General features: G+C 51.3%; 14 protein-coding genes. 12 read left to right on the top strand and 2 right to left on the bottom strand.

Annotated elements, in window-relative coordinates:
• Positions 1-228 precede the first annotated feature (228 nt).
• Entirely contained in the window at positions 229-2187 is a 1959-nt protein-coding gene (locus tag COHPA_RS0105455) for a glycoside hydrolase family 127 protein (protein WP_027085192.1), read from the bottom strand.
• A 146-nt stretch (positions 2188-2333) separates the two neighbouring features.
• Here COHPA_RS0105455 and COHPA_RS0105450 point away from each other — a divergent pair, with 146 nt between their 5' ends.
• A complete protein-coding gene (locus tag COHPA_RS0105450) occupies positions 2334-3146 on the top strand; it encodes a helix-turn-helix transcriptional regulator (RefSeq protein WP_027085191.1) in 813 nt (270 codons plus the stop codon).
• A 240-nt stretch (positions 3147-3386) separates the two neighbouring features.
• Here the strand turns inward: COHPA_RS0105450 and melA are convergent, their stop codons facing one another.
• Positions 3387-4685, bottom strand: coding sequence for an alpha-glucosidase/alpha-galactosidase (gene melA, locus COHPA_RS0105445; protein ID WP_027085190.1), 1299 nt, complete (start codon positions 4683-4685; stop codon positions 3387-3389).
• Between the two features lie 134 nt (positions 4686-4819).
• Between melA and COHPA_RS0105440 the strand changes: the two genes are divergently transcribed.
• From COHPA_RS0105440 to COHPA_RS0105385, 11 genes are all read left to right on the top strand, one after another.
• Entirely contained in the window at positions 4820-5704 is an 885-nt protein-coding gene (locus COHPA_RS0105440; RefSeq protein ID WP_027085189.1) for an AraC family transcriptional regulator, read from the top strand.
• Positions 5701-6225 (top strand): hypothetical protein, encoded by a 525-nt coding sequence (locus tag COHPA_RS0105435; RefSeq protein WP_027085188.1) that lies wholly within the window; start codon positions 5701-5703, stop codon positions 6223-6225. Before COHPA_RS0105440 ends, COHPA_RS0105435 begins: the two co-directional genes overlap by 4 nt.
• A gap of 95 nt (positions 6226-6320) precedes the next feature.
• Positions 6321-7583, top strand: coding sequence for an alkaline phosphatase (locus tag COHPA_RS0105430; RefSeq protein WP_027085187.1), 1263 nt, complete (start codon positions 6321-6323; stop codon positions 7581-7583).
• 544 nt (positions 7584-8127) lie between these two features.
• Complete coding sequence (locus COHPA_RS0105420; RefSeq protein ID WP_027085185.1) at positions 8128-8781, top strand: hypothetical protein; 654 nt, start codon at positions 8128-8130, stop codon at positions 8779-8781.
• Positions 8778-9308 (top strand): accessory gene regulator ArgB-like protein, encoded by a 531-nt coding sequence (locus COHPA_RS0105415; RefSeq protein WP_027085184.1) that lies wholly within the window; start codon positions 8778-8780, stop codon positions 9306-9308. The genes COHPA_RS0105420 and COHPA_RS0105415 overlap by 4 nt, the downstream gene beginning before the upstream one ends.
• Positions 9301-9426 carry a cyclic lactone autoinducer peptide gene (locus tag COHPA_RS24975; protein ID WP_084760378.1) on the top strand — a complete coding sequence of 42 codons (126 nt, stop codon included), beginning with the start codon at positions 9301-9303 and terminating at the stop codon, positions 9424-9426. Before COHPA_RS0105415 ends, COHPA_RS24975 begins: the two co-directional genes overlap by 8 nt.
• Positions 9427-9496: 70 nt before the next feature.
• The gene (locus tag COHPA_RS0105405) at positions 9497-9865 is read left to right on the top strand and encodes a LytTR family transcriptional regulator DNA-binding domain-containing protein (protein ID WP_027085183.1); all 369 of its coding nucleotides are present in this window, start codon (positions 9497-9499) and stop codon (positions 9863-9865) included.
• A gap of 290 nt (positions 9866-10155) precedes the next feature.
• On the top strand, positions 10156-11496 hold the full coding sequence (locus COHPA_RS0105400; RefSeq protein ID WP_027085182.1) for a pre-toxin TG domain-containing protein: 1341 nt from the start codon (positions 10156-10158) through the stop codon (positions 11494-11496).
• A 12-nt stretch (positions 11497-11508) separates the two neighbouring features.
• The gene (locus COHPA_RS0105395; protein WP_027085181.1) at positions 11509-11739 is read left to right on the top strand and encodes a hypothetical protein; all 231 of its coding nucleotides are present in this window, start codon (positions 11509-11511) and stop codon (positions 11737-11739) included.
• Between the two features lie 115 nt (positions 11740-11854).
• Positions 11855-13297 (top strand): pre-toxin TG domain-containing protein, encoded by a 1443-nt coding sequence (locus COHPA_RS25930; protein WP_027085180.1) that lies wholly within the window; start codon positions 11855-11857, stop codon positions 13295-13297.
• A 16-nt stretch (positions 13298-13313) separates the two neighbouring features.
• Complete coding sequence (locus tag COHPA_RS0105385; RefSeq protein WP_027085179.1) at positions 13314-13691, top strand: hypothetical protein; 378 nt, start codon at positions 13314-13316, stop codon at positions 13689-13691.
• Positions 13692-13891: the final 200 nt, after the last annotated feature.

Raw genomic sequence — 13891 nt, 5'->3', positions numbered from 1 at the left:
GTTGTGTGGCAACGCTAATCCGGCGATGTCCCGTGAGTGCGGCGAAGTAACGTTGTGTGGCAACGCTAATCCGTCGGAGTCCCGTGAGTGCGGCGAAGTAACGTTGTGTGGCAACGCTAATCCGTCGGTGACCCGTGAGTGCGGCGAAGTAACGTTGTGTGGCACGCCATAAAGAGGCAGTCCATAAGGTCTACGAGCGACCTTATGGACTGCCTCTTGGCATGAGAACTATATTTTCTCCCGAATCCATACTTGCATTTCGCCTTGGCCGCGATTGCCCCATCGGGTGTACGGTATGGCGGTTATGCGCTGCTTCTCGAGACGCGGGGCGGAGGTACGGTAGAGCTGATCGGCGTCGGACTCGATCTGTCGGCAGCCGTCCGCTTGCAGCACGACGGTGTCGCCGCGCATCGCGATCTCGATGTCCGCGTCAGCCGGAAGCATGACGTTCGCGAGCGGCGCGCCGTTGTCGATCTCCTCCAGACAGTACACGAGCGGCCCGCGCTGCAGCGCGACGCGGCCGGCGTTCGCGCGGACGTTCGGGTGCGCGTAGATCCTCTCCGGCATCATGGCGTACAAGGCGGACAGGACGTCGCCGGTTTGCCAATCGCGGGAAAAGTATGCGTAACCGTCGCGGATTTCCGGCGTGATGGCTTCGCCATTAACCGCGAAGGTAGAGCCCTTCGACCATGCCGGCACGCGCAGCGCGAGCGTGAATGCTCCGGAGCCGTCCGCAGCTCCGATCGTTATCGACACGTTGCCTTTCCAAGGCAGCTCGCTGCTTAGTTTCACGCTTACGTTCCGTCCGGCCAGCGTAACGTTCGCTTCGCTGCCGATGAATAAATGAGTGTACAGCGTATCGGAGCTCGACGTATAGACGTATTGGCCGAGGGACGAGAGCAGGCGCGAGACGTTCGGCGGGCAGCAGGCGCACGCGTACCATCCCTGACGGACGGATTTGACATGGTGCTTGCCCGGGTTGCCTTCGCTGGCGGCCGGCCATACTTCCATCGGGTTGACGTAGAAGAAGCTTCGGCCGTCGCCGGCCATTCCCGCGGTAACCGTGTTGAACAGCGCGCGCTCCATTACGTCGCCGTACTCGCCCTTAATCTCTAATTGCAGCATGCGGCGAGCGAAAAAGATGAGTCCGATCGAAGCGCAAGTTTCCGAGTAGTTCGTGTCGTTCGGCAAGTCGTAATCGAACGTGAACGCTTCGCCGTGGTGCGTGGAGCCGATGCTGCCGTTCACGTACATTTGCTTGCGGACCATGCTGTTCCAGAGGCGGCGGCACGCTTCGAGCAAGCCGGCGTCGCCTTTATGGAGCGCAAGATCCGCCATCGCCGTGTACATATACACCGCTCGAACGGCATGGCCGACAGCAACCTCTTGTTCGCGGACAGGCTGATGCGCTTGGTGGTAAGCGAGCGCCGGCGGAGTCTTCTGAACGACGCCGGGAGACCAGGCGCTAACGCGTCCGCGCTGCTCCCATTCCGCAAGGAAGAAATGCGGTTGCTGCCCGCGTTCGTCGATAAGGAAGCTGGCGAGGTTCAAATACCTCGGTTCGCCGGTCACTTCGTATAGTTTTACGAGCGCAAGCTCGATCTCCTGATGGCCGTCGTAGCCGCGCAGCTTGCCCGGTTCGCTTCCGAACAGCGAATCGATGTGGTCGGCGAAGCGCTTGGCAACGTCCAGCAGCTTCGTCTTTCCCGTGCCTTGATAATAGGCGACGGCCGCTTCGATGAGATGACCGGCCGTATACATCTCGTGGCAATCGAGTAAATTCGTCCAACGTCTGCCAGGCTGAGCTACCGCAAAGTATGTATTTAAGTATCCGTCCGCCTGTTGCGCGGACGCGAGCAGATCGATCGCTTCGTCGGCGATCCTCTCCAGATCGGGATCCGGCGCGGCGGCAAGCGAGTAGCCGACGGCTTCCAGCCATTTGTACAAATCCGTGTCTTGGAAGAAGAACCCGCCGAAATCGCCTTTCTCGAGTCCCGCCGCGATGCGGAAGTTTCTCATGACGTGGCTTGGCTCCGTATCCGGAAGCCGGTCGTTAAGCGCTTCCCATTGATACGGAATGACGGTGTTTCTAACTAATCCGATGAAGGAAGACCAATAGCCGTCTTGGATGGACACGCCTCTTAAGTCGAGAGGAGCGGGCGTGGAGGATGGTTGAACGATAGCCATTACTGTCACTCTCCGAATGGTTAATTGTCGTGCACATCTATCATAGTAGATGCGGCTATCGCCTGTCGGTAGACGATCGGGTATAATAGGTGTCAAAAACTGACCTCATCATAGGAGTTCTGAACGCGAAAGGGAGCGGAGCTAAGTTGATACCCCTCATCTTGAACGAGCCTTACCGGCTGCATATGGGCGGACAGTTCATGTCCGACGAAACGTGGTCGCATATGGATCGCACAATCGCGGATTACGAGCTGATCATCGGAGTTTCGGGAGTCGTGTTCCTTGAGGCGGACGGGCGGATGTACGAGGTGAAAGCCGGAGATATCCTTTTTCTGATGCCGGGCGAGCGTCATCGGGGCTATCGGCTTTCATCGCCGGGGGTTTCCTTCTATTGGTTTCACTTTCTGATTCCTGACGTACGGGGCAGCGAGCCGGACGCCCGTATTCCCCGTTACGCCCAATGCTCGAACCAGAGCCGTATCCATATTTTGGCGCGGCAGCTGCTCCATGCGGCGAACGGCGGCTATCGGATTTCGAGAGCCGGAGACTATTTTCTTACTTGCTTGCTCATTGAGCTGGCCGAGCAACTGCAAGATTCGCAAAGACTCGACGCGATGGACCCGAAGCTGCCCGTGCTGCTGGAATGGACGCGGATGCACGCGCTCGATCGGGATATATCCGTGGAGCGGATTGCCGCCCACGTCGGCTACAACAAGGACTACCTCTCCCGCATGTTCAAGCGCAGATTCGGTTCGGGTTTGCTCGCCTATATCCACGATATCAAGCTCGAGGCCGCCAAGGAAATTCTCGCGGGGACGCAGTTGCACGTGAAAGAGGTGGCCGCGAGAGTCGGCATCGACGACGATAAACAGTTCGCCAAGTGGTTCAAACGGCTGGCCGGCGTGACTCCGACCGCCTATCGCGAAGCGTTCGCTCATACGCGGCTGAATAACGTCTAGAAGCAAAGGCGGCGTTCCGGATGTTCTCCGAAGCGCCGCCATGCATTTCTGTACAGTAACAACCATTTGCAGTTATTTCGAGCAAAACCGTTTACAGTGGTGGATTAACAACCATTTGCAGTTATTTCCTCGCTATTCCGGCCACTTAACTCGATGACCCTATAATAACTAGCGATTGGTTGTTACTTCGACATACCGAGTATACTTTGCGATTATAACTGTCGAATTGCTGTTATTTCGTTACCGAAACTCGGGCAGCCAGCTGCCATGGGCTTCGATCAGGTCGTCGCACAGCGCGACGATATCGTCAAGCGACAACTCCGCTGCCGTATGCGGGTCCAGCATAGCCGCGTGATAGATATGTTCACGCTTGCCCGTAATCGCAGCTTCTATCGTTAGCAGTTGCGTGTTGATGTTCGTGCGGTTAAGCGCCGCGAGCTGCGGAGGCAAATCCCCGACGAACGTCGGCGTGACGCCGTTCCGATCGACGAGGCACGCCACTTCGACGCACGCCTCGCGCGGCAGATTCGTGATGAGACCCGTGTTCATCACGTTGCCGCCGATCTTGAACGGCACGTCCGTCTCGATCGCTTCCATGATGTAAGAAGCGTATTCATGCGAGCGGGAATGCTCGAGATTCGCATTGTTCACGAGCTCGGAGCGCATTCTTGTCCAGCTCTCGATCTGTTCCACGCAACGTCGCGGATATTCGTCGAGCGGGATGTTCAACTTGTCGATCAAATCGGGGTAATTCTTCTTAATGAAGTAGGGATGATATTCCGCCGTGTGTTCGGACGATTCGGTGTTGTAGTAGCCGAACTTGAGCATGATCTCGTAGCGTACCATGTCCCAGTGTTTCTCCTTCTGCTTCTCGGCGGCGCGGCGTTTGATCTCAGGATACAGATCGACCCCGTCTTTCGACACCTCGAGCAGCCACGCCATATGGTTGATGCCGGCGATCTTGGCCTTCACGCCCGTCTGGTCCATGCCCAGGTCTCTGAACAGCCGCGGAATGCAGTCCTGCACGCTGTGGCATAGCCCGACCGTATTAACGTCGCCGTGCTTGTTCATGACGTTCGTGAGGACGGCCATCGGATTCGTATAGTTCAAGAAGAGCGCGTCAGGACATCCTTCGCGAACATCCGCCGCGAAATCGAGCATGACCGGAATCGTGCGCAGGTTGCGAAAAATACCGCCGATACCGATCGTATCCGCGATCGTCTGGCGCAAGCCGTACTTCTTAGGAATTTCGAAATCCGTAATCGTGCAAGGATCGTAACCGCCGACTTGAATGGCGTTAATGACGTATTTGGCGCCGCGAAGCGCTTCTTTGCGGTCTTGGTAGGCTTTGACCTTGCAGGAGCTTCCGGAATTTTTCTTCAGGTTAAGCAACATGCTCTCCGAATCGGCCAGCCGTTGCGGATCGATATCGAACAGGGCGATCTCGAAGCCTTGCAGCGCCGGAGTAAGCATAACGTCTCCGAGTACGTTTTTCGCGAAGACGGTGCTTCCCGCACCGAGGAACGTGATTTTGGACATGGCGGACTCTCCTAATTGGAAATGGATTTTCTTTCACTATAAAACCGAACGGGACGGAAGCCCATGGAGAAAACACAGATACATATGGACGAACGTAAGGGTTTTGATATAATCGAAAGCGTAGGAGGGATGCGATGATGCAGGAGCACCACGAATACGAGCTTGCGATTAACGCCTATCGCCAACCTGGAGAACTGTCCGTCCTGTTCAGCGGGTACGGGCGTCCTGAGTGCGGACATACGATCGGTCCGGCTGTGCACGACTATTACTTGATCCATACGGTCGTTGCCGGGAACGGACGGTTCACCTGCAAAGGGCAGCAGTATAAATGTAAGACGGGGGATACTTTCGTCATCGTGCCGGGCGAGTTGTTCACGTACGAGGCCGATAAGCTTGACCCGTGGACTTATACGTGGGCGGGCTTCAACGGCTCGTTGGCGGGACATATGCTGCGAACGATCGGCGTAACGGCGGATCGTCCGATCGTGGCGGGGGCGGACGAGCTTATCCGAGGGTATTACGAGAGGATGCGGAAGGCGCTTCAGTCCGAAGAGCTTCATCGTCTCGCCGATCTGGAATGCTCGGGCTATCTCAGAATGCTTCTGGCGGAACTCGGCAAGCGCAATCTAGACCGTATCGGAGACGAGGAAACCCGCGTGTCGGACTCCGAGAAGCGTATTCGGTACGCGGTCGGTTACTTGAATACGCAATATTCGCAGCCGATTTCCATCGAGGCGCTGTCTGACGAGCTGGGCTACCACCGCGTCTACTTTTCGAGCTTGTTCAAGCAGATCACGGGCAAATCCCCCAAGCAATATTTAGTCGACGTGCGTATGGAGCAGGCGGAGCATTTGCTCGTGTCCACGGCCTTATCGGTCGAGCAGATCGCGGGATCGGTCGGTTATGGCGATTCGCTGTATTTCTCGAAGCATTATCAGAGATGGAGCGGGAAGGCGCCGACGGCTTACCGGAAGGCGAATTGGTTAAGCTTGAAGGATCAGAAGGAGGAATGGCCATGACGCGTAAAGCCGCCGAACGCGTGCCCTACGGGTACGAGCCGCCAGTGGACCGGGCGAAAGGAACCCTCATCTATTACGATACGTTCGAGGATACGGAAGACGTCGAGCTCGCGGCCGCGGCCGCGCTGGCTCAAGACCGCTCATTCTCGCGCTTCGTCATCTATCCGATTCACGAGGAAACCGCGAAACGAATGTTCAGTATGCCGGTAAGCCCGTATTACAAAAGAGAGAAAAGGCTGCTGCAATGGTTGGACGAGTTCGGAACCGGCAACATGACGATCGACGGGTGGGAGGGCAAACGGAAAAAGTATACGCCGATCGACACCGCGCTCCGGCATCTGACGGAAACGCTGCCCGCGCCTCACATCGTGTATATGACCTCGGAGACGGCCAACCTCTTCGCATCTTTCGCTTCGTTCGAGGAGTGGATCGTTCGCGTTCGGTTATGGCTGCCCGCCGAACCTCGATCCGTACATCCGAAGCTTGCGCAGTACCGGCACCGTTGGGACGCGAACCTATAGCCGTCTTTTTACATCGCCCGAACATCCGAACGATATTCCGCTAATGATCCGGCGCTATCCTTAAGTGGATTCGAAACTTAGGAGGCGTAGAAATCATGGTAACTAAGAGATTCGGAATGAGAACGGGTATCTTAGCGTTAACGGCCGTCATCGTCGCGGGAGGCGTCGCGGCGACGAACAGCGTTCAATCATCCGGGGCCGCGCCGGCGAAAGCGAAGAACGTCATTCTGTTCGTGGGAGACGGCATGGGCGGAGCGGCGAGAGATGTGATCCGCCTGGCGGTCGCCGGCGAGAAGGGCGAGCTTGCGATGGACAGCATGCCTTACGCGGGCTTGTTCCGCTCGAGCTCGACGGTTCCGGTGACGGACTCGGCAGCGGCGGCTACGGCGTTCGCCAGCGGGGTCAAAACATACAACGGCGCGATCGGCATGGACGCCGACAAGAAGCCGGTCAAGACGATCATGGAATACGCGAAGGAAATCGGCAAATCGACCGGCGTCGTCACGACAAGCCAAGTAACGGACGCGACGGGCGCCGCTTTCGGAGCGCACGTCGAAGACCGTTCCAAGCAAAGCGATATCGCGCTGCAATATTTGACGAAAGCCAAACTCGACGTCATTCTAGGCGGCGGCGAAGACTTCTGGTTCCCGGCCGGCACCCCCGGCGCATATGCGGACGAGCCGGCAGAGGATCCTTCGGAGAAGAGCAAAGGCACGCAAGGCAATCTCGTAGAGAAAGCGAAGCAGCTCGGCTATGCGTATGTCACGAACGCCGCCGAGATGCAACGCGCCAAAGGCGGCAAGCTGCTCGGCTTGTTCGCCAACGAAGAGATGTTCCAGCAGAGGGAAGAAGGCCAAGGGGACATCTACGATCCGGTCGTATCGTTGCCCGATATGACGAAGAAGGCGATCGATACGCTGTCCGCGAACAAGAAGGGTTTCGTCCTCATGGTCGAAGAAGAAGCGATCGACGAGATGGCGCACGCGAACAACGCCAAGCAAGTCATCCGTTCCGGAGAGCAACTGAACAAAGCGGTTCAAGTCGCCAAAGACTTCGCGAAGAAGCATCCGGACACGCTCGTCGTCGTGCTGGCCGACCATGAAACCGGCGGTCTCGCGATCGAATCGAAGGACGACAAGGACGAGAGCGGCGACGGAATATCCAAGGAAGACGGACCGTTCCCGATCGCCGGTTCCAAGGAAGTGTTCTACGTCGATTGGACGACGTCCGGCCATACGGCGGTCGACATTCCGGTTACGGCGATGGGGGCAGGCGCCTCGTTGTTCACGGGCGTGTTCGAGAATACGGACATTTTCTTCAAACTCGCCGATGCATTGGGGATCAAAGTAAAGAAATAAGCTCGCCAATGAAGCAGCAGGTTTCCCGAGGGGAGGAGCCTGCTGCTGTTTTTGTTGAATACAGGTCGAATACGGTCGGATAACCATGAAACTCGCAAAGGCAGTGCTTCTCACCTTTCATTTTTTCTGCTAAATTTAAAGCGTAATGGTAGGAGAACCGTTGTAGAGAGGATGATTCGGGGTGTCAATCAATTATATATGCCTCCGATGCGAATGGCACGAGAAGTTTCCTTATGATGCCGTGAGAAGCTTCGAGTTGTTGGATGACGCGGATCAATCGGCGCCTCCGCAATTTGTGTGCGGGGTCTGCGGAGGGACGATGTACCCGGAGTATTACAAAGGGGTTCAAGGGAATGAATATCGGATAGACAACGTTCGTGGAGAATGACTGATGATGGAAGATCCAAACCGTCAAGGATGAATTTATCTTTGACGGTTTTTCTATTCAAGAATGGTTGAGATAATATAATCAATAAAAAATATTCCATTTATTATTAAATAGTTGTAAAATGTAAGCGGATGCATTGATTGCGGGAGGCACAGCATGAAGGAGTTTCTACTTGATATTTCGGTAAATATATATGAAGTTATTGCGGTTTTTGCGATATTGCTGGCCCTGTTTCGATTTTCTCTTAAAGATTATTTTGGTTCTACGATCATTGCAGGCGTACTGATGTCCCAGACATCGTATATAAACCGGCTCGTATTTCACATGGATAGCATTACGCCGATCTTTATGTTGTTTTGGACTTTTATCTTCATATGGCATGTATTTCGCATTCACCCGTTTTTCGCGACAGTAATGACTGTGACCGGCTATTTAAGTTATGTGCTTGTACAGAGCGTTCTCATCTTGTTGTTACAAATACCTTTTACTTTTGAACAAATTACGACTCCGTTGCTCCACGCAAAGTTGGTTCAATTTGCGTCTTCTTCGATCACTCTGTTCATTGCCTATTGGTTGTTGAAGAGAAGAATTGGATTTTCATTCGTGCCGGATCGAATGAACGAGAAAATTGAGATCAAAGGCCTAAACCTGTGGTTATTGCTGGCATGCGCCGTTTCCTGTTTCTTTATTTCCGGAATCGCTTATATTTTCATTAATATTAATTTTTTATTTACGACGCTGACTGTCGCTTTTATGTTTAGTGTCATTGTCCTGCTTAATATTGCTTATCGAAAGGAGATGGACTCATGATCAACTCGATCTCTGCACACATAAGCGGATACATATATCGCAACAACGATCGAGGGCATGTCAGTCAAGATGTGATGAAGTTTGCGCTCATCGGTATCTTTACGAATAGCCTAACGATCATATTGAGTCTATGCATTGGTTTGATCGATGGGAAGTTTCAAGAAACCTGTATTGCATTAGCTGCGATGGCGGTTATTAGGATGTTGGCTGGCGGTTATCATCTTCCATCGCCGGAATTATGCATCGTTGCTTCTACAGTTGCCGTAACGGCCGTGCCTTTTATCCCTCTAAGCGATTCATTTATTTATATTTTTGCTGCTGTTAGTGCGGTAGTAATTTGGATATACGCGCCGGTCGATATGAAAAATAAGACTCGAATCTCGGATCGATCGTTTCAAATCATGAAATATAGCGGAATAGCGCTTGTCCTCTCCAATCTATTGGTGCAATCGGACATTCTAGCTGTGTCTTGGTTTATAGTAGCCCTCACACTGATTTCATTCAAAGGAGGTGAAGTCCGTGACTAAAAAGGTAGTAGGATTGATGGCCGCTGCGCTTGGTATTATTGCTGTCTTATTTGTTTCCACTGCATGCTTCGGTGCTGTCGGCCACCGACCTGAAGTGCCTGCGGAATTGCTGAAATGAATTCGAAAAAGACTGCCGGAGCCGATCCGGCAGTCTTCCCCCTAAGGGAATCTTTGATGGAGTGGAGTGCATGATTCAACCTGTCACGAGTGATCGGCATAACAGTGGCGAAGTCATCATGATGGATATGTCCGACGTATTATATATCCAGATCGAAGACGGAGCAGTTGTCTTTTACTGCAAGGAAGGCAGGTTCTATCCGCTCGTTCCGTCGCTAAGCATGTATCATAAACATTTGGAGTCTACCGGGTTCCATCGTCTAGATCGCACCAATCTGGTCAATATGAACAGGGTGAAGGTCTTCGACGAAGTTCGGGGCGTCGTTTACTTCGAAGATGATGCGAAGCCTTCCAGCATGAAGGCGACAGTCGCTTTTATGAATATCAGCAAGCTTAAGAAGCTCATCCACTCATGGATCGCACGCAATAGCCAAAGCTGAACCATTGTTCGCGCCCAACGGACCGGAAGGTCGTTGAGGCGCTTATTTGTGATTCTTGGCGTTCTATCACACAAGTAAAATTTTGTCAATAACTTTTCGAGGTCTGTAGACGACATTTCGCGGCGCGTAGCAGCGTGTTTCGCCGTGTTAAATCCATTTCGCGGCTTTTAGCTGACATTTCGCGTACATCCTATTCAAAGACAAGTAGATTTTCCATATACTAGTACAAGTAGTAAGCAATGCGATACTTCCGAGTGCAGCATACCTAACCCAAAGAAATGAGGGGTAGCGTGTCCTCTTTAAAAATCGACTTAAAGACGGTAGAGCAACTCAGAAGCAAACATTCTCGATTATCGTCTACGTTATCTAATGCGGCCAATCAACTATCATCCGCGGCATACGGTGTGGATCCGGCGATCAAGGCGCGCAGGCAGCTCCAATATCGAATCGCGTACGCAACGCAAAGAATGCGAGAGCTCGAAGATCGCATGTACCGGTTAAACGACTTCATGCGGAGCGCCATAGAGCAATACGAAAGCGCGGAAGGGCAAATCAAGAACAGGATCGGCGAAATAACCGGACGACAACGAAGATCTTGGTTGGAGAATCTGTTCGATGGCGTTGGCGATAGCTATAACGCGTTAACCGATTGGTTGGCGAGCGAGGACGGGAAGCGGTTCACGGAGCAAGCGAAGGCGAACGCTGCGGCACAAGCCAATTCTAGCCATGTACCGGAGGAGCCGATCGACTACACGCAATTTGTGGGCAGCCATTATTGGGATAATACCAAGGATGGGTCGTTCTTCTATTACGAGGATTACGATAGCAGTCTCAAATCCGCAGATATAGCCAAAGCGTCGGCGTTGCTTACCGAGTATGAATCCGCATTGGGGGTCAATTACCACGAAGCCGCCATCTTCGATCCGCACATCGATGATTTAACGGACTTTTTTATCTATACAATACATAATGGCTACGATCCGCGAACATTCGAACCGATTGACGCGCAAGCATTGAGCAACATAGAGAACTATATTAACGGACGCAAGATGGTCTATGAAATCCATCGTCAGAACGCGCGGGCATGGGAATCTTTAGTTCTCGATATGTCGCCATTCGTCGGTCAGGTAAAAGCATTGGCAGACCTGGCGATAGGCGAAGATACCGTGACAGGCAAAAGGTTCGACGAATGGGATTATGGCTTAGGTGCCGCGGGAACTGTTTTCTCGGCGGTTAAGAGCGGGGATAAGCTATATCGTCTGTTTAAAGGCGGAAATAAGTTAGACGATGTGGTAGAGAATTTTGATAAAGTGAAAATAGTGGATAATGTATCAGGTAACGGTGGAAGGCAAACGGTTAAATCAAGTTTGGGGAATGAGATTGATATAACCCCTCTTGCAAAACATTCTTCAACTGCTAAAAACCCAGGCTTAAAAGGCGAACCAAATTCAAGTATTGATATTCTTGATTCTAAATCCGGGAAAATAAAGACAAGAAGATATTACGACCAAGATGGAAGAGCAACTAGAGACGTAGATATGTCCGATCACGGGAATCCCAAGCTACATCTTGAAGTTCCACACGAACATATATTTGAATACAATTCTGATGGTACTCTTAAGTCACGATGATGGAGGGACAAAATGAATATTGACGAACTAATTCAAATGGTGGGTTGTGGAATGGAATATAATTTTTATGTAGACGAAAAGGAATACTGGATAAGTCATAATAAAGAAGGTTATTACTTAACAAGAGTTGAAGACAGTTTTTCTCAGGATTTTGACACTGCTGAGGAGCTATTTGAAAAAGGTCGCATCAATGGGTTATCAATTATTGAATTATGGGATGAGATTAAAGAGTACTTTCAATAAACGAATCTGAAAGTGCTCTCCAAGTGATGTTGTATGATAATTGCGAGTTTATTTGGAAACCTTGACTGGATACTTCCGAGTGCCGCATACCTAACCCAAAGAAATGAGGGGTAGCGTGTCCTCTTTAAAAATCGACTTAAAGACGGTAGAGCAGCTTAGAAGCAAACATTCTCGATTATCGTCTACGTTATCTAATGCGGCCAATCAACTATCATCCGCGGCATACGGCGTGGATCCGGCGATCAAGGCGCGCATGCAGCTCCAATATCGAATCGCGTACGCAACGCAAAGAATGCGAGAGCTCGAAGATCGCATGTACCGGTTAAACGACTTCATGCGGAGCGCCATAGAGCAATACGACAGCGCGGAAGGGCAAATCAAGAACAGGATCGGCGAAATAACCGTACGACAACGAAGATCTTGGTTGGAGAATCTGTTCGATGGCGTTGGCGATAGCTATAACGCGTTAACCGATTGGTTGGCGAGCGAGGACGGGAAGCGGTTCGCGGAGCAAGCGAAGGCGAACGCTGCGGCACAAGCCAATTCTAGCCATGTACCGGAGGAGCCGATCGACTACACGCAATTTGTGGGCAGCCATTATTGGGATAATACCAAGGATGGGTCTTTCTTCTATTACGAGGATTACGATGGCAGTCTCAAATCCGCAGATATAGCCAAAGCGTCGGCGTTGCTTACCGAGTATGAATCCGCATTGGGGGTCAATTACCACGAAGCCGCCATCTTCGATCCGCACATCGATGATTTAACGGACTTTTTTATCTATACGATACATAAAGGCTACGATCCGCGAACATTCGAACCGATTGACGCGCAAAAATTGAGCAACATAGAGAACTATATTAACGGACGCAAGATGGTCTATGAAATCCATCGTCAGAACGCACGGGCGTGGCAGTCTTTGGCTATTGATTTGATGCCGTTCGTCGGTCAGGTCAGGTCGTTGACCGAGCTTGCGATCGGCAAGAATCTCGTGACAGGGAAGAAACTCGACGGTTGGGATTATGGCTTAGGCGCCGCGGGGACAGTTTTCTCGGCGGTTAAGAGCGGGGATAAGCTATACGGTTTGCTTAAAGGCGCAAAAAAGTTAGACAATGTGGCAGAGAATTTTGATAAAGTGAAAATAGTGGATAAGGGTGCGGGGAAACTTACAATTCCTCAAGGTCTGACAGCAGAGCAATTTAGTAGTGCTTCCTCGACAATAAGGCAAAAGGTTGGTTCGATTAGCGATGATATTCTAGTTCAGGGAAGCAGAGCAAACGGGACGGCACGTGTCGATTCTGACATTGATTTTGCTGTTAGAGTATCTCCTGAAAAATTTGATGAGTTAATTTCTCAACGGTTTGGGTCGCCAAATCCGGGCTCAGCTAAAGAAAAAACTATGCTTCATGCAATTGAAACTGGCAAGATTCAAGCGGGCGAGGCAGGACTTCGTAGCTTGAGACAACAATTGCAACAGGAACTTGGAATTGATGTGGATATTTCAATTATTAAGTCGGGCGGGGCTTTCGACAACGGACCATACATTCCACTAAAATAATATTGAGGTGATTAGTATGAATAGTGATGACATTGATTTATTCTGTAAGGTATTCATTGACACAGATTTTGGCAGGGAAGAGGTCGTCTCATTTGTATCGGAGAGCATAGATGGAACAATAGAAAGATGGAGTGTTTCAAACAAATACTGTAACCTTGATTTGTTGAGAAATGATGACTTTAACGAAGCCAAACGAGCACAAGGACCTGACGGTTTTTTGTTTTCGAGATACTATCTTGAGATTGAACCAAATGAAGAAACAGAATCAAGTGCTTATATAAAATGCATATCGGAACTGCTTACTAAACTATGGAACAACGGCTTCAAGGCTGTTGCAGCTTGTGATTTTGAAGATGTGTTGCCAAGAAAAGGCGGGTACGACAGTACTACTTGATATTTAATATAGTGGTCATTGTGGGGGGGCTCTCTGTTTGAGAGGGGGCTACCCAGTGCCGAATGAACCCATTGTTCAACCAATAACACATCTAACCCATGTAATACCCGCATACAGATTTCTCGAAGTCGATTGTACGCACGTCAATGCTTGATTTTGTAACCTAAATAACGCTAAGCCGATACATCGAACAGGTCGAT

The organism is Cohnella panacarvi Gsoil 349 (assembly GCF_000515335.1).
Lineage (GTDB): Bacteria > Bacillota > Bacilli > Paenibacillales > Paenibacillaceae > Cohnella > Cohnella panacarvi.
The sequence above is the reverse complement of the archived record's forward strand: the minus strand, read 5'-3'. Positions and strand labels throughout refer to the sequence as shown.

Coding starts and splice junctions, on each gene's coding strand:
- COHPA_RS0105395 (WP_027085181.1), top strand. CDS start 11,509: ATGAATATTGACGAACTAATTCAAATGGTGGGTTGTGGAATGGAATAT.
- COHPA_RS0105435 (WP_027085188.1), top strand. CDS start 5,701: ATGACGCGTAAAGCCGCCGAACGCGTGCCCTACGGGTACGAGCCGCCA.
- melA (WP_027085190.1), bottom strand. CDS start 4,685: ATGTCCAAAATCACGTTCCTCGGTGCGGGAAGCACCGTCTTCGCGAAA.
- COHPA_RS0105440 (WP_027085189.1), top strand. CDS start 4,820: ATGATGCAGGAGCACCACGAATACGAGCTTGCGATTAACGCCTATCGC.
- COHPA_RS0105455 (WP_027085192.1), bottom strand. CDS start 2,187: ATGGCTATCGTTCAACCATCCTCCACGCCCGCTCCTCTCGACTTAAGA.
- COHPA_RS0105405 (WP_027085183.1), top strand. CDS start 9,497: ATGATTCAACCTGTCACGAGTGATCGGCATAACAGTGGCGAAGTCATC.
- COHPA_RS0105415 (WP_027085184.1), top strand. CDS start 8,778: ATGATCAACTCGATCTCTGCACACATAAGCGGATACATATATCGCAAC.
- COHPA_RS0105420 (WP_027085185.1), top strand. CDS start 8,128: ATGAAGGAGTTTCTACTTGATATTTCGGTAAATATATATGAAGTTATT.
- COHPA_RS0105385 (WP_027085179.1), top strand. CDS start 13,314: ATGAATAGTGATGACATTGATTTATTCTGTAAGGTATTCATTGACACA.
- COHPA_RS0105430 (WP_027085187.1), top strand. CDS start 6,321: ATGGTAACTAAGAGATTCGGAATGAGAACGGGTATCTTAGCGTTAACG.